Annotated in this window: 16 protein-coding genes and 9 pseudogenes; 15 read left to right on the top strand and 10 right to left on the bottom strand. The window is 73.1% G+C overall.

From position 1 onward, the window contains the following. Positions 1 to 72: 72 nt before the first annotated feature. Positions 73 to 939 carry an LLM class flavin-dependent oxidoreductase gene (locus tag UG55_RS06260; protein WP_083986460.1) on the top strand — a complete coding sequence of 289 codons (867 nt, stop codon included), beginning with the start codon at positions 73 to 75 and terminating at the stop codon, positions 937 to 939. 52 nt (positions 940 to 991) lie between these two features. Here the strand turns inward: UG55_RS06260 and UG55_RS06255 are convergent, their stop codons facing one another. The 5 genes and pseudogenes from UG55_RS06255 to UG55_RS06240 all read right to left on the bottom strand — a co-directional run bounded on the left by UG55_RS06255 (position 992) and on the right by UG55_RS06240 (position 5,826). Next, on the bottom strand, positions 992 to 2,167 hold the full coding sequence (locus tag UG55_RS06255) for an acyl-CoA dehydrogenase family protein (protein ID WP_066064025.1): 1,176 nt from the start codon (positions 2,165 to 2,167) through the stop codon (positions 992 to 994). Then, a complete protein-coding gene (locus tag UG55_RS06250; RefSeq protein WP_128422865.1) occupies positions 2,157 to 3,158 on the bottom strand; it encodes an acyl-CoA dehydrogenase in 1,002 nt (333 codons plus the stop codon). Before UG55_RS06250 ends, UG55_RS06255 begins: the two co-directional genes overlap by 11 nt. 217 nt (positions 3,159 to 3,375) lie before the next feature. Next, positions 3,376 to 4,161, bottom strand: a pseudogene (locus UG55_RS06245) (cytochrome P450); the annotation flags it as partial. A 1-nt stretch (position 4,162) separates the two neighbouring features. Then, positions 4,163 to 4,575, bottom strand: a pseudogene (locus UG55_RS32950) (cytochrome P450); the annotation flags it as partial. A gap of 228 nt (positions 4,576 to 4,803) precedes the next feature. Further along, positions 4,804 to 5,826 (bottom strand): aldo/keto reductase, encoded by a 1,023-nt coding sequence (locus UG55_RS06240; RefSeq protein ID WP_066064017.1) that lies wholly within the window; start codon positions 5,824 to 5,826, stop codon positions 4,804 to 4,806. 162 nt (positions 5,827 to 5,988) lie between these two features. Between UG55_RS06240 and UG55_RS06235 the strand changes: the two genes are divergently transcribed. From UG55_RS06235 to UG55_RS06215, 7 genes and pseudogenes are all read left to right on the top strand, one after another. Then, a complete protein-coding gene (locus UG55_RS06235) occupies positions 5,989 to 6,750 on the top strand; it encodes a (Fe-S)-binding protein (protein ID WP_066064014.1) in 762 nt (253 codons plus the stop codon). After that, positions 6,747 to 8,324, top strand: a complete 1,578-nt coding sequence (locus UG55_RS06230) for a lactate utilization protein B (protein WP_066064011.1) — start codon at positions 6,747 to 6,749, stop codon at positions 8,322 to 8,324. Before UG55_RS06235 ends, UG55_RS06230 begins: the two co-directional genes overlap by 4 nt. Then, positions 8,321 to 8,938, top strand: coding sequence for an LUD domain-containing protein (locus UG55_RS06225; RefSeq protein WP_066064008.1), 618 nt, complete (start codon positions 8,321 to 8,323; stop codon positions 8,936 to 8,938). The genes UG55_RS06230 and UG55_RS06225 overlap by 4 nt, the downstream gene beginning before the upstream one ends. Positions 8,939 to 9,005: 67 nt before the next feature. Beyond that, positions 9,006 to 9,328 (top strand): annotated as a pseudogene (locus UG55_RS32945) (nuclear transport factor 2 family protein); the annotation flags it as partial. 1 nt (position 9,329) lies between these two features. Next, on the top strand, positions 9,330 to 9,527 hold a 198-nt coding region (locus UG55_RS32940; protein ID WP_242423801.1), incomplete at its 5' end, for a nuclear transport factor 2 family protein. 230 nt (positions 9,528 to 9,757) lie between these two features. After that, a pseudogene (locus tag UG55_RS32935) lies at positions 9,758 to 9,962 on the top strand (amidohydrolase family protein); the annotation flags it as partial. Position 9,963: 1 nt separating this feature from the next. Then, positions 9,964 to 10,969 (top strand): amidohydrolase family protein (locus UG55_RS06215; RefSeq protein WP_242423800.1); only part of this gene is annotated, 1,006 nt, incomplete at its 5' end. Between the two features lie 26 nt (positions 10,970 to 10,995). Here the strand turns inward: UG55_RS06215 and UG55_RS06210 are convergent. Continuing rightward, complete coding sequence (locus UG55_RS06210; protein ID WP_066063999.1) at positions 10,996 to 12,339, bottom strand: galactokinase family protein; 1,344 nt, start codon at positions 12,337 to 12,339, stop codon at positions 10,996 to 10,998. 67 nt (positions 12,340 to 12,406) lie between these two features. Between UG55_RS06210 and UG55_RS06205 the strand changes: the two are divergent. Together UG55_RS06205 and UG55_RS32930 are read left to right on the top strand one after the other, a co-directional pair. Then, positions 12,407 to 13,141 (top strand): annotated as a pseudogene (locus tag UG55_RS06205) (2-hydroxyacid dehydrogenase); the annotation flags it as partial. Position 13,142: 1 nt separating this feature from the next. Continuing rightward, positions 13,143 to 13,408, top strand: a pseudogene (locus tag UG55_RS32930) (2-hydroxyacid dehydrogenase); the annotation flags it as partial. A gap of 127 nt (positions 13,409 to 13,535) precedes the next feature. On the opposite strand, the gene UG55_RS06200 reads toward UG55_RS32930, so the two are convergent. Next, entirely contained in the window at positions 13,536 to 13,826 is a 291-nt protein-coding gene (locus tag UG55_RS06200; RefSeq protein ID WP_066063996.1) for a histidine phosphatase family protein, read from the bottom strand. A gap of 2 nt (positions 13,827 to 13,828) precedes the next feature. Further along, positions 13,829 to 14,356 carry a helix-turn-helix domain-containing protein gene (locus UG55_RS06195; RefSeq protein WP_066063994.1) on the bottom strand — a complete coding sequence of 176 codons (528 nt, stop codon included), beginning with the start codon at positions 14,354 to 14,356 and terminating at the stop codon, positions 13,829 to 13,831. Positions 14,357 to 14,410: 54 nt separating this feature from the next. Between UG55_RS06195 and UG55_RS06190 the strand changes: the two genes are divergently transcribed. Next, the gene (locus UG55_RS06190) at positions 14,411 to 15,931 is read left to right on the top strand and encodes an MFS transporter (protein ID WP_083986459.1); all 1,521 of its coding nucleotides are present in this window, start codon (positions 14,411 to 14,413) and stop codon (positions 15,929 to 15,931) included. A 126-nt stretch (positions 15,932 to 16,057) separates the two neighbouring features. Here the strand turns inward: UG55_RS06190 and UG55_RS06185 are convergent, their stop codons facing one another. Next, entirely contained in the window at positions 16,058 to 16,564 is a 507-nt protein-coding gene (locus tag UG55_RS06185; RefSeq protein ID WP_066063989.1) for an SRPBCC family protein, read from the bottom strand. Positions 16,565 to 16,823: 259 nt separating this feature from the next. On the opposite strand from UG55_RS06185, the pseudogene UG55_RS46715 reads away from it, so the two are divergent. From UG55_RS46715 to UG55_RS06175, 4 genes and pseudogenes are all read left to right on the top strand, one after another. Then, positions 16,824 to 17,195, top strand: a pseudogene (locus UG55_RS46715) (HD domain-containing protein); the annotation flags it as partial. A gap of 1 nt (position 17,196) precedes the next feature. Beyond that, a pseudogene (locus UG55_RS46710) lies at positions 17,197 to 17,312 on the top strand (bifunctional (p)ppGpp synthetase/guanosine-3',5'-bis(diphosphate) 3'-pyrophosphohydrolase); the annotation flags it as partial. Position 17,313: 1 nt separating this feature from the next. Beyond that, positions 17,314 to 17,453, top strand: a pseudogene (locus UG55_RS46705) (phosphohydrolase); the annotation flags it as partial. A 133-nt stretch (positions 17,454 to 17,586) separates the two neighbouring features. Next, on the top strand, positions 17,587 to 18,390 hold the full coding sequence (locus tag UG55_RS06175) for a hotdog domain-containing protein (protein ID WP_066063986.1): 804 nt from the start codon (positions 17,587 to 17,589) through the stop codon (positions 18,388 to 18,390). A 100-nt stretch (positions 18,391 to 18,490) separates the two neighbouring features. On the opposite strand, the gene UG55_RS06170 is transcribed toward UG55_RS06175, so the two are convergent. Beyond that, on the bottom strand, positions 18,491 to 18,859 hold the full coding sequence (locus UG55_RS06170; protein ID WP_066063983.1) for an FKBP-type peptidyl-prolyl cis-trans isomerase: 369 nt from the start codon (positions 18,857 to 18,859) through the stop codon (positions 18,491 to 18,493). Positions 18,860 to 18,864: the final 5 nt, after the last annotated feature.

Below are 18,864 nucleotides of genomic sequence, written 5' to 3'. Positions count from 1 at the left end.
CCGCAGCCCGCAGCCTGCGGGCGGGGGCCGTGGTGGGCGTGGTGCGCGGCGTCATGAAGGGATCGGTGTTCCGTGCAGTTCCATCTCTACCTGCCGCAGATGAGGCTGAGCCCCGGGCAGCTCGTCGAGCGGGCCCGGGCCGCCGAGGCCGCCGGCTTCGACGGCGTCGCCGGTATGGACCACCTGGCGCCGCCGCTCGCCGAGGACCAGCCGATGTTCGCCGCGTCGGTCACCAACACCTGGCTGGCGGCGCACACCTCCCGCCTGACCGTCGGCTCGCTCGTGCTCTGCGATGTCTTCCGCCACCCGGCCGTCCTCGCCCAGGAGTCGGTCTCCCTCGACCATCTCTCCGGCGGCCGCTACGAGCTCGGGCTCGGCACGGGCTCGCGGGCCAGCGAGATCGTCTCCTACGGGGCGGCGCTGCCCGCCGGCCGGCTGCGGGTGCGGCGGCTGGGCGAGACCCTGGAGATCCTGCGGGCGCTGTGGACGGGCGAGGCCGTCGACTACGACGGCGAGTTCTTCCAGCTGCGCGGCGCGCGGCAGGCGCCGGTGCCGCTGGGGCACATCCCGATCCAGCTCGGCGGTGCCGGGCCGAAGACGATGGAACTGGTCGCCGCGCATGCCGACTGGTGGAACGTGCACATCGGCATCCTCGACAAACTCGACGAGATGCGGGCGTATGCCGGCCGGGCCCAGGTGTCGATGCAGGTGCGGGTGGCGTTCGTCCCGTCGGAGGACCAGCGCGACGCGGTGGCGCAACTCGCGGCACGACGGTTCGGCACCACCGGCGTGGTCGTCGGCGACGGCCCACAGCTCGTGGACTACTTCGGCGGGCTCGCCGAGCGCGGCGTCGAGCGGGTCTACGCCTGGTTCTGCGACTTCGCGCAGCCGGCGACTCTGGCCGCGTTCGGCGACACCGTCATCGCGTCCCTGCGCTGACCCGCGGCACCGCGGACCCGGGCCTGGGCCTGGGCCTGGGCGCTCCGGGCGCTCAGGCGCGGGGGAGGCCGAGGAGCTGGCGGCCGATCAGCCCGCGCATGATCTCCGAGGCGCCGCCGGAGATCGTCAGGGCCCGTCCCCAGAGGAAGTTGTGGTACCAGCGGTCGGCGACCTCGACACCCTCGGGATCGACGGACACCGCGGAGGTGATGATCCGCATCGCCGTCTCGGTCAGGGCCACGTTCGTCTCGGCGTAGGCCAGCTTGGCGACCGGGCCGTCGCTGGGATGCTCGTCGTCCACCAGGATCCGCTCGACGGTGTCCCGGACGATGAGCTTCACCTCCTCGATGCGGGCGAGCGCCTCGGCGAGCGTGGCCTGGACGTCCTCGTGCCCGATGGCGGCGGTGCCGTCGGGGTGCCGCGCGGCGCGGGCCAGCGCGACCAGGTCGTCGAACATCCGCTCCAGCTGGACGGCGTTGGCGCCGACGAAGGCCCGCTCGGACGCCAGCCCCGAGGTCACGACCTGCCAGCCGCCGTTCACCTCACCGAGCACGTGCTCGGGGCCGAGGCGCACGCCGTCCAGGAACACCTCGCAGAACTCGGCGTAGCCGGTCATCTCCCGGACCGGGCGGATCTCGATGCCGGGGAGGTCCATGGGGACGACGAACGCGGTCAGGCCGGCGTGGCGGTTGACGGTGGGGTCGGTGCGGGCGAGCAGCATGCCCATGTCGGCCCACTGGGCGTCGGTGCTCCAGATCTTCTGGCCGGTGACGGTGAAACCGCCGCCCGCGCCTGTGTCCGGCACGGCGCGGGTGCGCAGCGAGGCGAGGTCGCTGCCGGCGTCCGGCTCGCTGAACAGCTGGCACCAGATGTGCTCGCCCGCGCGGATGCGTGGCAGCAACCGGTCCTTCTGCTCGTCGGAGCCGAACTCGAGGATGGCGTGGCTGGAGAGCATCACCTGGTCGAGCGGGCGGTAGGCGTCCCCGCGGATCAGCTCCTCCATCAGCACCAGGTCGTGCAGGGGGTGATGGTCCGCGCTGCCACCCCGCTCGACCGGCCAGCCGGCCCCGAGGAAGCCGGCGTCGTACAGGGCCCGCAGCCAGCCGCGGATCGCCCGCTCCTCGGCGGTGTCGGCGGGGACCCGAACGCCCTCGCCCCGCATCGGCACGCCGTGCTCGGCGATGAAGGCACGGACGCGGGCGCGGTACTCCTCGACGTCAGCGGGCATCGGTCCACCCCTCGGTGTCGGCGAGCGAGCGGGCGGCGGCCCGTGGGTTCGCGGCCAGCCGGGCGTCCTGGTGCACCCGGCGCTGGAACAGGTGCAGCCCGTACTCCCAGGTGAAGCCGATGGCACCGGTCAGCTGCAGCAGGTCGTGCAGAATGCTCGACGCACCCGAGCTCACGCTCAGGGAGGCCAGCGCGACTGACCGCGCGGTCTCGCGCGGATCCGTCCCGAAGCCGCGGGCGGCCTCGGCGACGACGAGGGTCAGGCCCCGCACCCGCACGGCATGCTCGGCGAGCCGGTGCTGCACCGCCTGGAAACCGCCGATGGGCCGGCCGAACGCCTGGCGCTGGCCGGCGTACGCCACCGTGCGGTCGAGGACGCGCCGGGTGCCACCGACGGCGTCGGCGGCGAGCAGTAGCTCGTACAGCGCGGCGGTGTGGGCGGGGGCCGGGAGCCGGTGCCCCCGGCCCGGCCGCACGGTGATGTCGGCGCAGGACCGGGAGATGTCGAAGCGGTGGCGGGACGGGTCGGCCGCCCAGTCCCGCGGGTCGGTGAGCAGGAGCAGCTCGTCGCGCGTGGTGTCCAGGAGCAGCAGGGCCTCGGCTTCCGGCGCGCCGTCGACCAGATACGCGACCCGCCCGTCGGGCCGCAGCCGCCCGAACGCGCAGATCCGGCTGCCGGCCAGGAGGTCGGCCAGCAGCTCACCGGCGGCCGCGTCGCTGGTGCCCGCGTGGCCGGTGTCGGGGCCGCCGGCGGTGTGGGCGAGGGCGTAGGCGCTGGCGGTGAGGCCGGCGAACGGGCTGGGGTGCAGCGCGGCGCCGAGCTCCATCGCGGCGGCGGCGGCGACATCGGCCCGCAGGCCGAAGCCGCCCTGTTCCTCCGGCACGCAGAAGCCGGGCAGGCCGAGCTCGGCCAGCGCGGGCCACCGGGCGTGCCAGGTGGTCTCGACCGTGGACGGGAGCTCCTGCCAGCCGGTCCCGAGCGTCCCGCGCAGCGCGTCGCGGAGCGCGATGATGTCGTCGGTGGCGAAGGCGGCGGTCAGAACGGCGTCAACTCCTGTGTCTCGCCGGCCGTCGAGGGAGCGGGAATCGGAGAATCTCGATACCGGTGTCGACTTTGATATTCCGCCGGTGGGGCTCGCGTCAAGAGGAGCCGCCGCTCGCCGCTCGCCGCTCGCGGCCGCCAGCCGGGTCGCGCCGCCGAGTGAGGGCTCAGCCGATCGAGACCGGCAGGCGTTCCCAGCCGCGGGTGGTGGACGTGTGGGCGAGCTTGGCGTCCGCCCAGTCGACGTCCCAGTCGGTCCAGCGGTTCAGGATCTCGTCCAGCGCGACCCGTCCCTCCAGCCGGGCGAGGGAGGCGCCGAGGCAGAAGTGGATGCCGTAGCCGAAGGACAGATGGCGGTCGATCCGGCGGTGGATGTCGAAGCGGTCCGCGTCGGGGAAGTGCCGGTCGTCGCGGTTCGCGGACCCGTTGAGCAGCGTCATGATGCTGCCTTCTGGAATGGTCTGGCCGTGGTGCGTGACGTCGCGTGCCACGTAACGGGCCTGGATCGGTGACGGCGCCTCGAACCGCAGGATCTCCTCGATCGCGTTCGGGACCAGCGACCTGTCCTGGGCGATCTGCCGGCGCTGGTCCGGGTGTTCCGCCAGTAACCTGCCGGTCCACCCGATCAGCCGGGTGGTGGTCTCGTTCCCGGCGCCGGCGAGCAGCATCACGTAGGTGAGGATCTCGGTGCGGGTCAGCTGCCGGGACGTTCCCGTCTCGTCCTCGAACCGGGCGTTGAGCAGTTCGGTCATCAGGTCGTCGGACGGGTGTTCCGCCCGCCAGTCGATGTAGTCGGCGAACATCGAACCGTCGAGGAAACCGTCCTGGTACATGTCCTCGGAGTCGGTCTCCTCCAGGTTCATGTTCCGGTCCAGGGTGTCCCGGATTGCCTCCTGCTCAGCCTCCGGGATGCCGAGGAGGAAGCCGATGGTGCGCATCGGCATCTGGGCACCNAGCTGGCGGACGAAGTCGAACGTCTCCGCTCCGACCAGCGGGTCGAGGCAGCGCACCGTGAACTCCCGGATCTTCGGTTCCAGGGCGTTCATCCGCTTCGGGGTGAACACCCGGGCGAGCAGGCCGCGATGAATGTCGTGCAGCGGCGGATCCTCGAAGAGGATCACACCCGGCGGGATCTCGAGGCCGGCCCGGATGACCTCCAGGACCGAGCCCTTCCCCGACCGGTAGGTATGCCAGTCGGTGAGGGCGGGCGCGACGTCCTCGTAACGGCTCAGCGCGTAGAACTCGTAGCGCTCGTTGTAATAGAGGGGCCGCTCGTCGCGCAGCCGGCGCCAGAGGGGGTACGGGTCGTTGTCGATCTCGAAGTCGAACGGGTCGTAGTAGAGGTCGTCCGCGTTGGTGTCGGTCACCGGTCCGCCTTCCCCGCACGGTTGCGTCGCGGCCGGCGCGCGCCGATGCGCCGTCAGAAACTGACTTCGACTTCGACCTCGACTTCGCCAGTTTCGGGCGGGGCGAAGCCCGCCGTCAACCCAGCGCCGCACCGGGAATGCGCGGCGGCGCAATCACCCGCCCCGCGTCGCCCCGCGCCGGCCCCGCGCCTCGTGCCGCGGGGCCGGCGGCGGATCAGTGGCGGCGGATCAGCGGCGGCGGAGGGCGGGATCCGCGAGGGACGGCGGCACGTAGCCGGCGTCCTGCGGATTGACGTCCACGCCCGGTGGGACGATCTCGTCGATGCGGTCCAGCGTCGCGGTGTCCAGGACGACGTCCGGTGCCGTGAGCTGGCTTTCCAGATGCTCCATGGTGCGCGGGCCGATGATGGCCGATGTGACCGCCGGGTGGCGCAGCACGAACGCCAGCGCCAGCTCGATCAGCGTGATGCCCAGTTCGGCCGCGAGGTCGCCGAACGCGATCGCGGCGTCCACCTTGCGCTGGTTGGCCGGGATGGACAGGTCGAACCGGTCCGGTACCCGCGCCATCCGGGTGCTGGTGACCTCGCCGCCGCCGCGGGTGTAGCGGCCGGAGAGGAAGCCGCCGGCGAGTGGGCTCCACGGCAGCACGCCGAGCCCGTACTTCTGCGCCACCGGCAGCAGGTCCGCCTCGATGCCGCGCACCAGCAGCGAGTACGGCGGCTGCTCGGTGACGAACCGCTCGCGGCCCCGCCGCTCGGCCACCCACTGGGCCTCGACCACCTCGTGCGCCGGGAACGTCGAGCTGCCGAAGTAGCGGATCTTGCCGGCCCGGACGAGGTCGGTGAGCGCGCCGAGCGTCTCGTCGATGTCGGTCGACGGGTCGGGCCGGTGCACCTGGTAGAGGTCGATCCAGTCGGTGCCCAGGCGCCGCAGGCTGTTCTCCACCTCGGCGACGATCCAGCGCCGCGACAGGCCCCGCTGGTTGGTGTCCGGCCCCATCGGCATGAACAGCTTGGTCGCGAGCACGACGTCGTCGCGGCGGCCGGCGAGCGCCTTGCCGACGATCTCCTCCGACTCCCCGTTGGCGTAGATGTCCGCGGTGTCGATGAAGTTGATGCCGGCGTCCAACGCCCGGTGAATGATCTTTACGGAGTCGTCGTGGTCCTGGTTGCCCCAGGCCCCGAACATCATCGCACCCAGGCAGAGCGGGGAGACCCGCACGCCGGTGCGGCCGAGTACGCGGTAGTCCATGTGAGGTAAGCATTCGCGAGTAGGCGACCTTGCGCAATCCCCACCCGGCAGGTGGACTTTGGGGCGGGTCGACTTCGGGACGGGCCGGGTGGGAGGTCCGGGCGGGAAGATGTGCGGGCCGGACAGGGATGCGCGGGCCGGACGGGAAGGAGGCGCGGGCCGATGAGGGTGGCCGTGATGGTGACCTGCCTCAACGACGGACTGTTCCCCGACGCCGGGCGAGCCGTCGTGACGGTGCTGCGGCGGCTGGGCGTGGAGGTCGAGTTCCCCGCGGCCCAGACCTGCTGCGGCCAGCCGATGACCAACAGCGGCTACCTCCGGGAGGCCGTGCCCGTGGTGCGCACCTTCGTCTCGGCCTTCGGAGGTTACGACCACATCGTGGCCCCGTCGGGTTCGTGCGTCGGGTCGGTGCGCCACCAGCACGCGCTCGTGGCGCGGCGCTCGGGCGACCCCGGGCTGCGGCGCGCCGTCGCCGCCACGTCGCCACGGATCCTGGAGCTCTCCGAGTTCCTCGTCGACGTCCTCGGGGTGACCGATGTCGGCGCGACCTTCCGGCACACGGTGACGCTCCACCCGACCTGTCACTCGCTGCGGCTGCTGCGGGTGGGCGACCGGCCGGCCCGGCTGCTGCGGGAGGTGCGCGGCCTGACCCTCGTCGAACTGGCGGACGCCGAGTCGTGCTGTGGTTTCGGCGGCACCTTCGCGGTCAAGAACCCGGCCGTGTCGGTGGCCATGGGCCGGGACAAGGCTCGGGCCGTCGAGGCCAGCGGCGCCGAGGTGCTGGTCGCCGGTGACTCCTCGTGCCTGATGCACATCGGCGGGCTGCTCTCGCGGGCCGGCTCCGCGGTGCGGGTGCTGCACCTCGCCGAGGTGCTCGCCGCCACGGAGGCCGACGCGCCGGTGGCGGCGGAGGGCGGCCGATGACCCGAACCTTTCTGGGGACGCCGGTGTTCCCCGCGGCGGCGCGGACGGCGCTGGCCGACGACCAGCTGCGGCGCAACCTCGCCTTCGCCACCGGCACGATCCGGCGCCGGCGGGCCTCGGTCGTCGCCGAGGTCGACGACTGGGAGCGGCTGCGGCACGCCGGCGCCGCGATCAAGGACCACACGCTGCGGCACCTCGACGAGCATCTGCTGCGGCTGGAGGCGTCCCTGCTGGCCCGCGGCGCGGTCGTGCACTGGGCCCGCGACGCGGCCGAGGCCTGCGCGATCGTCGTGGACATCGCGAAAAGGCACGCCGTCGACGAGGTGGTCAAGGTCAAGTCGATGGCCACCCAGGAGATCGGTCTCAACGAGGCGCTGGCCGCCCACGGCGTCAGTGCCTGGGAGACCGACCTGGCCGAGCTGATCGTGCAGCTCGGGCACGACCTGCCCTCGCACATCCTGGTGCCGGCCATCCACCGCAACCGCACCGAGATCCGCGACATCTTCACGCGGGAGATGGCCGCCGTCGGCCGCCCGGCCCCCGACGGCCTGACCGACGACCCGGCCCGGCTGGCCGAGGCCGCCCGGCTGCACCTGCGGGAGAAGTTCCTCTCGGCGCGGATGGCCGTCTCCGGGGCCAACTTCGCGGTCGCCGACACCGGCACGCTGGTCGTCGTCGAGTCGGAGGGCAACGGGCGGATGTGCCTCACCCTGCCCGAGGTCCTCGTGTCGGTCGTCGGCATCGAGAAGGTCGTCCCGACCTGGTCCGACCTGGACGTCTTCCTGCGGCTGCTGCCCAGGTCGGCGACGGGGGAGCGGATGAACCCCTACACGTCGACCTGGGCCGGGGTGACGCCCGGTGACGGGCCGCGGGAGGTCCATGTCGTGCTGCTGGACAACGGGCGCACGCGGGCGCTGGCCGACGAGGTCGGCCGCCAGGCGCTGCGCTGCATCCGCTGCTCGGCCTGCCTCAACGTCTGCCCGGTGTACGAGCGCACCGGGGGCCACGCCTACGGCTCGGTCTACCCGGGCCCCATCGGCGCGATCCTCAACCCGCTGCTGCGCGGCGTCGGCGTGGACGAGCAGGTCGACTCGCTGCCGTACGCCTCCACGCTGTGCGGTGCGTGCCTCGACGTCTGCCCGGTGCGCATCGACATCCCGGAGATCCTCGTCGATCTGCGTGCCCAGGTCGTCGACGCGCGCCGGGGAGGTCCTTCCCGGCGGACCCCGGGTCGGTCGGGGCTGGGTCGGTCGCGGCTGGGGCGGTCGGGACATGCCGGTGAGGCGGTCGCGATGAAGGGGGCGGCCTGGGTCCTCGGCCGAGCCGGCCGCCTGCATGCCGTCGAGAGGCTCGCCGGCGCCGCCGGCCGGCTGCTCACCCGGCGCGGCCGGACCACCGCCCAGGGACGCCCTGCGATCACCCGGGTGCCCGGGCCGGGCCGCGCCTGGAGTGCCGCCCGGGACCTGCCGGCGCCCGCTCCCGAGCCGTTCCGCGGGTGGTGGCGGCGCACGAACGGCGGCCGGGTGGCCGGAGATCAGGTGGCCGGTGACCGGGTGGACGGAGATCAGACGTGACCGGTGCGCGTGACGAGATCCTCGCCCGGGTGCGCCGCGCCGTGGCGGGGGCGCCGCGCGTGCCGGCCTGGCGGGAGCGCGTCCCCGGCCGCCCCGCGGACGCGGATCTCCTGGAGCGTTTCGTCGGCCGCGTGCGGGACTACCGGGCGCTGGTCACCCGCTGCGCCGGCCCCGGCGACGTCCCCGCCGCGCTCGCGGCAGCCCTCGCCGGCACGTCCGCGGTGCTCGTGCCCGCCGGGTTCCCGTGGCCGGTGCCGGGCGCGGTCGCGGACGTCGGCCAGTCGCCGGGCGAGCTGGACCTGCTCGACGCCGTGGTGACCACCGCCTCGGTGGCCGTCGCAGAGACCGGGACGATCGTGCTCACCCACGGCCCCGGCGAGGGCCGCCGCGCGCTCACCCTCGTCCCGGACAGGCATGTCTGCGTGGTCCGCGCCGACCAGGTCGTGGCCGACGTGCCGGACGCCGTCGACCGGCTCGACCCGCTCCGCCCGCAGACCTGGATCAGCGGACCGAGCGCCACCAGCGACATCGAGCTCAACCGGGTCGAGGGAGTCCACGGCCCGCGGACCCTCCACGTCGTCCTCGTCACCGGCCTGCCGGCGGCCCGCGAGTGAGGTGGTCGTCGCNCCCGCCGTCGAATCGGGCGGTCGTGCGTCCGGCGGTCGTGCACCGGAGTCGCCGATGCGGGATTCTGCACCGGATGCCCTGGCATTGCCGTCAGGGCGGAGCGGGGTTCCGGGTCGGTCGCGAGACCGGCGGAGCCAGGCCCAAGGAGAGGGAGCGGCGCGGATGGACGACCTCGAGGAGATCAGGCAGCTCAAGGCCCGCTACTGCCGGTTACTGGACACGAAGAGCTGGGATGACTTCCGTCAGCTGTTCACCGACGACGTGGTGCTGGACGTCGCCGACTCCGGTGGCACCGTCATCACCGGTGGTGACGCCTTTCTGGAGTTCCTGCGACCGGCGCTCGAGGGCAGCGTCACCGTCCACCACTGCCACACCCCNGAGATCACGCTGACCTCGCCGTCGTCGGCGACCGGGATCTGGGCGATGGAGGACCGGGTCCGGTTCCCGGACGGGACGGAGCTGCTCGGGTTCGGTCACTACCACGAGACCTACGCGAAGGTCGGCGGCGCCTGGCGGATCAGCCGGCAGAAGCTGACCCGGCTGCGCATGGATTTTACCAAGCCCCAGAGCGGCTGACCCGTCATTCCGGCGGGGTCGGCCTTTCGTCTCGCGTCCAGGTGTGAAAACCTGATGCTCTGCGCTGAGAACGTGGTTTGCGCTGGCTGCGGAGGTCGATCCGCGGCCGGTCGCGGCGGGCACTGAGGTAGCGGTACTGAGGTAGCGGTACTGAGGCAGCGGCACCGACGCCGCGGCACCGACGCCGCGGGCACAGGCGACGAGGGCACTGGCGACGAGGAGGACGCGCGATGTTGACGCTCAAGGCTGCAGGCCTGCTCGATGTCGATACCGGGGAGATCATCCGTCCCGGGATCGTGAAGATCGAGGGGGAGCGGATCGTCGGCCTCGGCGGCAAGCCCGAGGGTGAGGTCATCGACCTCGGTGACCTCACCCTGCTGCCCGGTCTGATGGACATGGAGCTCAACCTGCTGATGGGCGGGCCCGGCGAGCACCNCCTGACCGGGCAGGTGCGGGACGACCCGCCGACCCGGATGATGCGCGCGACCCAGAACGCCCGCCGCACCCTGCGGGCCGGCTTCACCACGGTGCGTAACCTCGGCCTGTTCTGCAAGACCGGCGGCTACCTGCTGGACGTCGCGTTGGCGAACGCGATCGACGCCGGGTGGATCGACGGCCCGCGGATCGTGCCCGCCGGCCACGCCATCTCACCGACCGGTGGGCACCTCGACCCGACGATGTTCGGCAAGTTCGCCCCGCACGTGCTTGGGCTGACCGTCGAGGAGGGTCTGGCCAACGGGGTCGACGAGGTCCGCAAGGCCGTCCGGCACCAGATCAAGCACGGTGCCCAGGTCATCAAGATGTGCGGGTCCGGTGGGGCGATGTCGCACAGCGGGCCCTCCGGCGCGCGGCACTACTCCGACGAGGAGGTGCGCGCGATCACGGACGAGGCGCACCGCCGCGGCCTGCGGGTCGCCGCGCACACCCACGGCTCGGTGGCGGTGCGGCAGATGGTCGAGTGCGGCGTCGACTGCATCGAACACGCCTTCATGATCGACGACGACACGATCAACCTGCTGGTCAAGGAGGGCACCTGGGTCGTCGCGACCCAGGCGCTGATCGACGACATGCCGGTGCTGCGCAGCTCCGAGCCGCAGATCCAGGCGAAGGCCGCCATGATCTTCCCGAAGGCCAAGGCCTCGATCCGCAACGCGATCGAGGCCGGCGTGAAGATCGCGGTCGGCAGCGACGCGCCGGCGATCCCGCACGGGAAGAACGCGCTCGAACTCGTCGCCCTGGTCGACCGGGGGATGACCCCGCTGCAGGCGATCCAGGCCGCGACGATCGTGGGCGCGGACCTGATCGACGTCACCGACCGGGGCCGGCTGGCCGAGGGCCTGCTCGCCGACATCATCGGCGTCACCGGCAACCCGCTGGAGGACATCAACGTCCTGCGCCGGGTGCCGTTCGTGATGAAGGGCGGCAAGCAGTTCATCTACTGACGGCCGGGCGTCAGGGCCGCAGCGGTTCACAGGCGCAGCAGCGAGGTTCCCGCCACCGGCGCGCACAGGTGGACGGCTCCCGGTCGGCCCGTCCGCGACCGGTAGTCGCGCAGCACGGCGCCGGTGAACCGCTCCCCGTGCCGGGCGTCGACCAGCGCGACGACGCAGCCGGCGAACCCGCCGCCGGTCATCCGCGCGCCGTGGCAGCCGGGGGCGGAGCGGCAGGCGTCGACCGCGGCGTCCAGCTCCGGGCCGGAGACGTCGAAGTCGTCCCGGATCGACTCGTGGCCGGCGAGCAGGACGGCGCCGGCGGCCGGCAGGTCGCCCCGGCGCAGGGCGTCGGCAAGCGCCTCGACCCGCCCGTTCTCGGTCACGACATGCCGCGCCCGCCGCAGCGCGACCGGATCGAGCCGCCCGGCCGCGTCGGCGGGCAGGGCGTCGTCGAGGTCGCGCAGGCTCCGCACGCCCAGGCCGGCCGCGGCCCGTTCGCAGTCGGCCCGCCGTTCGCCGTACGCGCTGGTGACCAGCTCGCGGCGGGTGCCGGTGTCGACGATCGCGACCACGACCCCGTCCGGCATCGGCACCGGTGACGTGGTGAGGTCACGGAAGTCGATGAGCAGTGCGTGGCCGGCGGCGGCGGCGGCACAGGCGAGCTGGTCCAGCAGGCCCGTCGGCGCCCCCACCCAGGCGTTCTCGGCCCGCTGGGCCAGCCGGGCCGCCTCCACCGGCTCCCAGCCGAGCTCCCAGACCTCGGCGCAGGCCCGCGCGACGGCGAGCTCCAGCGCCGCCGACGACGACAGCCCGGCACCGAGCGGCAGGTCGCTGGCCACCGCCCCGCGCCATCCGCACAGGTCGGCCGCACCGCCCCGGCCCGCGGCGTCGCCGGTCTGGGCGGCGTCGCCGGTCTGGGCCGCCGCCGCGGCGGCCGTCATCACCACGGCCCCCTCGACGTAGCCGGCCCAGCCCTGCTGGGCCCCGGGCGCCCGGCGCGGCGGCCCGGGCGGGGGCGGAACCGGCGGTGGCAACCGAACGACCGCGGGCTCCCCGCGATGCTCGGACACGACCTCGACCCGCCTGTCCCGCAGGCCACGACCCGCCGGACTCACCGAGCCCGGTTCCGCGGGGCCTGGTTCCGCTGAGCCCGGTGCCGGCGGCCAGGGCGCGACGGCGAGGCACAGTTCCAGATCGACCGCCACCGGCAGGCAGAGACCGTCGTTGTAGTCGGTGTGCTCGCCGATCAGGTTGACCCGGCCCGGCGACCGGACCACGAAGCGCGGCGGCATCCCGTAGGCCCGGGTGAACACCTCGACGGCGCGGCGCGCGGCCGGGGCCTTCCGGGGATCCGAGCCGGAACGAATAGGGTCCGTCATGGCAGTCATGGTCGTGCGGCGGGCGGTGCCGCGCGACCTCGGCCCGGGGGGAAACAGGTGGGCGCAGGTGCGGGTTGCGGTCTTCTCGGCCAAGGACTACGACCGTCGTTTCCTCGGCGCGGCCCGTCCCGAGGGCGTCGACCTGGACTTTCTCGAACACCGGCTGACCGTTCGCACGGCCGGCCTGGCCGCGGGCAGCACCGCGGTCTGCGCGTTCGTCGAGGATGACGTCTCGGCACCGGTGCTCGACGTGCTGGCCGCCGGCGGCGTCCGGCTGGTGGCGCTGCGCTCGGCGGGTTTCGACAACGTGGACGTCGCCCACGCCGAAAGCCTCGGCGTGACGGTCGCGCGGGTGCCCGCCTACAGCCCGTACGCGGTCGCCGAGCACGCCGTCGCCCTCATCCTGGCGCTGAACCGGCATCTGTGCCGGGCCTACAACCGGGTACGCGAGTACAACTTCGCGCTGTCCGGCCTGCTCGGCTTCGACCTGCACGGCCGGACCGTCGGCGCGGTCGGCACCGGCGAGATCGGGACGGTGTTCGCGCGGATCATGACCGGCTTCGGCTGCCGGGTGCTCGCGCACGACGTGCGGACGAACCCGGCCTGCGAGGCGCTCGGTGTCGAGTACGTCGACCTGCGGCGCCTGCTCGCCGAGTCCGACATCGTCTCCCTGCACTGCCCGCTGACCCCGGCCACCCACCATCTCCTGGGCGCCGACGCGCTCACCCGGGTGAAACCGGGCGTCATGCTGATCAACACCAGCCGCGGCGGCCTGCTGGACACCCGGGCGGTCATCGCCGCCNTCAAGTCGGGCCGGATCGGCGCGCTGGGGATCGACGTCTACGAGGAGGAAAGCGCGCTGTTCTTCGAGGACCGCTCCGAGCACGGCGCGTTCGACGACGACCTGTTCGCCCGGCTGCTGACGTTCCCGAATGTGCTGGTGACCGGTCACCAGGGCTTTTTCACGGTGGACGCGCTGACCCGCATCGCCGAGGTGACGATGGCCAACCTCACCGGCTTCGCCCGCGGCGACGGCCCGCGGTACCCGGTGACCGCGAACCGCAGCTGAGTCGGGAGCCGCGGTCAGCTGCGGTTCTCCCGGTGGGGGCGGATCCGGTCGAAGCCGTCGACGCCGCCGTGCAGCACGAGCGACCACCGGGTGCTGCCCGCCGAGGACCAGCGGTGCGACCACCAGGTCAGCGACGCGTGCGCGACGGAGAAACCGAACGGCAGGGGGCTGTCGCCGCTGGTAACCCGAGCTCCCCGTGGATGATCTCCGCGGTCTGCCGCACCCGCAGCCGGGGGGCCACGTAGACGGCGTCGACCGGCCGGTCGTCGTGCAGGGCGCGCAGCCCGCGGGCGAGGTCGGCGGCCTGGACCCGGCCGCGGTCGGTCAGGCCGGTGCAGCCCAGGTCGCCACCGGCGATCCAGGCGAGGTTGCAGTGCGCCTCGCCGTGCCGTACCAGCAGCAGGTCCGTCGGGCGCACGCCTACCCCTCCCGCCCGCCGGTGACGGCGGTGACGCCGCCGACGCCGGTGGTCTCCCGGCGGGTCGAGTGGACGGTGCCGTCGAGGTCGCCGGGGCCGGCGTGGGCGCGCACGTCGCGCAGGCCGACCGGCTCCCCGCAGTGCGAGCAGGTGAGGGCGGTGTGGAAGGTCTCCCCGCAACCGGTATGCCGCAGGACCAGCGGGGGGCCGTCGGGCGCGGCGTACCGGTCGCCCCACTCCCGCATGGCGGTGAGCACGGGCCACAGGTCGCGGCCCTTGTCGGTGAGCCGGTAGTCGTAGCGGGCGGGATTGTCCTGGTAGGGCTGCCTGGTCAGCACACCCGCCTCGACCAGCCGGGTGAGGCGGGCGTTGAGGATGTTGCGGGAGATCCCGAGCCGCCGCTGGAAGTCGTCGAAGCGGGTCACGCCGAGGAAGACGTCCCGGACGATCAGCATCGTCCACCATTCGCCGACGACCTCGAGGCACTGGGCGACCGAGCAGTGCATGTCCGCGAAGCTCTTGCGCTCCATGGCCTCACGCTAGTGGGTTGCGTCATAGAACGGCAAGCCCCTATGGTCAGTTCTATGACAGAACTCATTGCGGGACGGGCTGGACGGGCTGGGAACGCGACGCCCGGGCAGAGTCCGGGGGCCGCGGCGCCACCGGGTCGGGACGGTTCCCAGACCGGGTCCGGGCGCCGGACCGCGTCCGGGCGCGGAGTGCTGCTGATCGTGTGCGCCGGTGTGGTCCTGGTGAACCTCGACCTGTTCGTCGTCAACGTCGCGCTGCCGCAGATCGCCCACGATCTCGGTGAGAAGAACCTGGGCACCCTGTCGTGGGTCCTGAACGGCTACGCGGTGGTCTACGCCGCGCTGCTGGTGTTCTTCGGACGGCTCGCCGACCGGTACCGCCGCGACCTCGGTTTCCTGCTCGGCGTCGGGATCTTCACGCTCGCGTCGGCGGCCTGCGCCGCGGCCACCAACGTCGAGATGCTGATCGGCTTCCGGCTGGCGCAGGCCGCCGGCGCCGCCCTGGTCACCCCCACGTCGCTGGGCCTGGTGCTGGCGGCGCACAGCGCCGAGCGCCGCCAGGGCGCCGTGCGGGCCTGGACGGCGGTGGGTGGAATGGCGGCGGCGGTCGGCCCGGTGATCGGCGGCCTGCTGGTGACCGCGAGCTGGCGTTGGGTATTCCTGATCAACATCCCCGTCGGGGTGGCGGCTCTCGTGGTCGGTTGGCGGCGGCTGCCGCACCTGGCCGGGCAGCCGGTCGAGCGTCCCGACCCGGTCGGGGTGGTGCTCGCCACCGGGGGAGTCGGCCTGCTGACCGTCGGTCTGGTGCGCGGCGGTGACTGGGGCTGGTCGTCCGCGACCGCGCTCGCGACCCTCGTCGGTGCCGCCGTGCTGCTGGGGCTGTTCGCCGCGCACTGCGTGACCAGCCGGAACCCGCTGGTCCACCCCGACCTGTTCACCAGCCGGGCGTTCACCGGCGCGTCGCTGGTGGCGGTGCTGTTCTCGGCCTCGTTCGCCGCGATGCTGCTGTCGCTGGTGCTGTGGGTGCAGGGGCACTGGGGCTGGTCGGCGCTGCGGGCCGGCCTGGCGATCGCGCCGGGGCCGCTGATGGTCCCGCTGATCTCCTTCGGGGCCGCGGCGGCGCTGATCGCCCGCTTCGGCCCGGGCGCCGTCATGGCCGCCGGCAGCGCGCTGTTCGGCGGGGGTGTGGCCTGGTGGGCGCTGTCGGTGGGCGAGCAGCCGAACTACGTCACGGGGGTGCTCGGCGGCATGCTCCTCACCGGCGCCGGAGTCGGCCTGACGCTGCCGACGCTGATGGCGGCGGCCGCGTCGTCGCTGCCGGCCCAGTCGTTCGCGACCGGGTCCGCGGTCATCAACATGATCCGCCAGATCGGCTTCGTGCTCGGGGTCGCCGTCGTCGTCGCCGTCCTCGGTGACGGTTCGGTCGGCGCCGACGTCTCGCTGCACGTCTTCCGCCAGGCGTGGTGGGTGACGGCCGGTCTCGCGCTCGCCGGCATCCTGCCCGCCGTCGTCCTGCTGCGCCGCCCGTCGCGGTCCTCCCCGCCGGCCGGACCGGCTCTGCCTCGGCAGCGCTGACCGGCGGAACGCCTCCTCCCCGCCGGCGAGATCCCGGTGGGGAGGGGGCGCCCGCGCCCACGGGCTCACCCGACCTGAGCCCGTGGGCGCGGGCGCCCTCGGCCCGCGGGCGGGCTCGGTCGCGTCTCAGCCCGAGCGGTTCTCCAGCGTGCGGGCCAGGATTCCGAGCGTCGCCCGCAGCGCGGCCTCCGGGATGACGGGGAAGATGCCCGCCCCCCGGTACGCCTCGTCGATCTCGCTCCAGTCGTAGTAGGAGGTCACCGCCGTCCCGATCTCGCTGGGCGCCAGCCGGTAGCCGTACAGGTGGCGCAGCGGCGGGTCGAGGATCCCCTCGATCGTCCACTCGATGAGGGCGTCCCGCTCGAACCGGGTGATCGCCACCGTGACGTCGTACTTCCCGAGCGGGTAGTCGTTGAGGGATTCGCGGTCCATGTGGACGACGAAGCGGTCACCGGCGCCCGCCACCGGTTCGCCTTCCGCCGACTGCAGCATGCCCGAACTGTCGATGGCGACATGGCCACGCGGGTCACACAGCAGGGCGAAGACATCCGCGGGGGACGCGGCGACCTGGCGGGTGACCTCGAACCGTTCCGTTGTCTCTGCTGTCTCTGCTGGCTCTGTTGTCTCTGCCATTCGCTCCTCGCGATTCTGCCGGCCGGCCACAAAGCCCGGGGACGGGCGTCCCACAGTTGCACACACCGGATCGCGGAGCCGCAGATCTGGAGTGCGGCCCGGGGCGCACGGACATCGGCCCGGGGCGGACAGGGCGGATGCGCCGAGGGCGGACGACGGGCGACAATGAAGATCGAAGGTGCGCGACGTCAGCTGACGGCCCACACAGACCAGGCCGCATACCGGGACGGATGCGGGTATCTCGCGTCGGGGAGCGCCGATGACTCAGCATCAACCGGCCGGCGGAATTCGGATCTTCGCATCCTGGAGGACCTGGGCCGACGCCGAACCCACCGTCTCCGCCGCCCTCGGCCCGCACGACACCTCGGTACTGCGCCGGGCCTACCGGTTCGCCGAACTCCGGCACGGCGAACAACGCCGACCGGCCGGTCAGCCCTACCGCACACATCTGCTCGAAGCACTGGAAGTGCTGCTTGTCGGCACCGGCGAACGCCGGCTCGGGCCCCTCGCCACCGCGCTGCTGCACGACGTCGTCGAGGACACCCCGTGTTCCCCGGGCGAGGTCGCCGAGGAATTCGGACCGGCCGTCGCCGAACTGGTGGAGCACCTGACCAAACCGGAGCCCGCGACCNGGCAGAGCAGACAGCAGGCACGCCAGGCCTATCTCGACCGGCTGGCCGTCGCGCCGCCCGACGCGATCGCGGTCAAACTCGCCGACCGGTACAGCAGCACCCAGCGCCTGCACACCNACCCCCGCCCGGCGAAACAGCGCGCGTACTACGCGGAGACCGTCGAGTCGATCATTCCGCTGGCGGCCGGATTCCCCTTCTTCCGTGACCTGTTCGCCGCCTGGCGGCTTCACTACGCCTATCTGACCGCGCCGATCTGACCGCGCAGCCCGCTCTGTGCAGCGGACCCGCGGAAGCGTGCGGTGGCGGGGCGGTTGCTTGCGGGTGAGCATGGGGTGGTGCGACGGTGAGAGAAATCGCCAGATATCCAATGGTTTCCCGGGGGATTGGTCCATGACGTCGACAGTGCCCGCGCGCCCCGGTGACCCGGGTCAGGAGATGCCGCCGCTGCGGCGCATCGTCGCCGAACTCGGCCTGCGCTCCGAGGGCGAGGGGACGACACGGCGCGGCGAGGCCGACGTCATACCGGAGCTCTGCCTGCCCGGTACCTCGCTGCTGCGGACCTCCGTGCTCGCGACCTGGGCCGACGTCCTGGCCGGCACGGTGGCGGGGCAGGCGAAGCGGCCGCGGGTCACGGTCACGCTCGAGCTGGAGGTTCAGGTGCGCCGCGCGCCGCGGGTCGGCGAGCGGGTGGAGATCGTGGCGACCGCGATCAAGATCGGCCGGACGGTGACCGTCTGCGAGACGCGCTTCCTGGACGGGCGCACCGGGGAGCTGACCGCGTTGTCCCACGCGTCCTTCGTGGTCTCGCCGAATCCGCTGCATGTCTTCCCGGACGGCTTCCCGAAGGTGCTGCCGACGGGCCCGCGGCTGACCGTGCCGCTCGCGGAGCGGGTCGGCCGCACGATCACGAAGCCGGGGGAGGTCGAGGTGCCACGCCGGCCGGACGGGCTGAACGCCTCCGGAGCGATCCAGGGCGGAATAGTCGCCTTCGCCGCCGAGGAGGCGGTGCTGTCGCTGCTCGCCGAGCCGGTCGCGCTGAGCTCGCTGAACGTCCGCTACCTGCGGCAGATCTCGACCGGGCCGGCCCGTGCCACGGCCCGGCTGCACGGCGCTTTCGCCGACGTGGACATCGCCGACGCCGGCGCGGACAGACTGGCGACGCTGGCTACCGCCCGGCTCCCCGGATCACTCTGAGGCGAGCCGGCGGGACGTGGCCGGCCCGGCCGGGTGCCCGCGGACCGGCGAGGAGCCGGCCCACGGTGCTCTCCGGGCGGTGGGTCAGCGCACTCCGAGGTCAGCGCACTCCGAGCAGGTCGACGACGAAGACGAGGGTCTCGTTGGGCTTGACGACGCCGCCGGCGCCGCGGGAGCCGTAGGCGAGGTGCGGGGGGATGACCAGCTGGCGCCGGCCGCCGACCTTCATGCCCTGCACACCCTGGTCCCAGCCGGGGATGACCTGCCCGGCGCCGAGGTGGAAGCTGAACGGCTGGCCGCGGTTGTACGAGGCGTCGAACTCCTCGCCCGAACTGTGCGCGACGCCGACGTAGTGCACCGAGACCGTCCGGCCGGCGGTGGCCTCGGGTCCACTGCCCTCGGTGATGTCCTGGACGACCAGGTCGGTCGGCGGGGTCGGGTCGACGAAGTCGATGTCGGGCTTCTCCATGCCCC

The organism is Frankia sp. EI5c, assembly GCF_001636565.1.
GTDB lineage: Bacteria > Actinomycetota > Actinomycetes > Frankiales > Frankiaceae > Parafrankia.
Note: the sequence above shows the minus strand (reverse complement) of the source record. Positions and strands in the feature narration are given on the sequence as shown.

What these genes read in the sequence shown, in the direction of transcription:
- UG55_RS06230 (WP_066064011.1), top strand. Translation starts at nt 6,747, where the DNA reads ATGACCCGAACCTTTCTGGGGACGCCGGTGTTCCCCGCGGCGGCGCGG.
- UG55_RS06210 (WP_066063999.1), bottom strand. Translation starts at nt 12,339, where the DNA reads ATGACGGACCCTATTCGTTCCGGCTCGGATCCCCGGAAGGCCCCGGCC.
- UG55_RS06240 (WP_066064017.1), bottom strand. Translation starts at nt 5,826, where the DNA reads ATGGACTACCGCGTACTCGGCCGCACCGGCGTGCGGGTCTCCCCGCTC.
- UG55_RS06170 (WP_066063983.1), bottom strand. Translation starts at nt 18,859, where the DNA reads ATGGAGAAGCCCGACATCGACTTCGTCGACCCGACCCCGCCGACCGAC.
- UG55_RS06235 (WP_066064014.1), top strand. Translation starts at nt 5,989, where the DNA reads ATGAGGGTGGCCGTGATGGTGACCTGCCTCAACGACGGACTGTTCCCC.
- UG55_RS06185 (WP_066063989.1), bottom strand. Translation starts at nt 16,564, where the DNA reads ATGGCAGAGACAACAGAGCCAGCAGAGACAGCAGAGACAACGGAACGG.
- UG55_RS06255 (WP_066064025.1), bottom strand. Translation starts at nt 2,167, where the DNA reads ATGCCCGCTGACGTCGAGGAGTACCGCGCCCGCGTCCGTGCCTTCATC.
- UG55_RS06190 (WP_083986459.1), top strand. Translation starts at nt 14,411, where the DNA reads ATGACAGAACTCATTGCGGGACGGGCTGGACGGGCTGGGAACGCGACG.
- UG55_RS06175 (WP_066063986.1), top strand. Translation starts at nt 17,587, where the DNA reads ATGACGTCGACAGTGCCCGCGCGCCCCGGTGACCCGGGTCAGGAGATG.
- UG55_RS06195 (WP_066063994.1), bottom strand. Translation starts at nt 14,356, where the DNA reads ATGGAGCGCAAGAGCTTCGCGGACATGCACTGCTCGGTCGCCCAGTGC.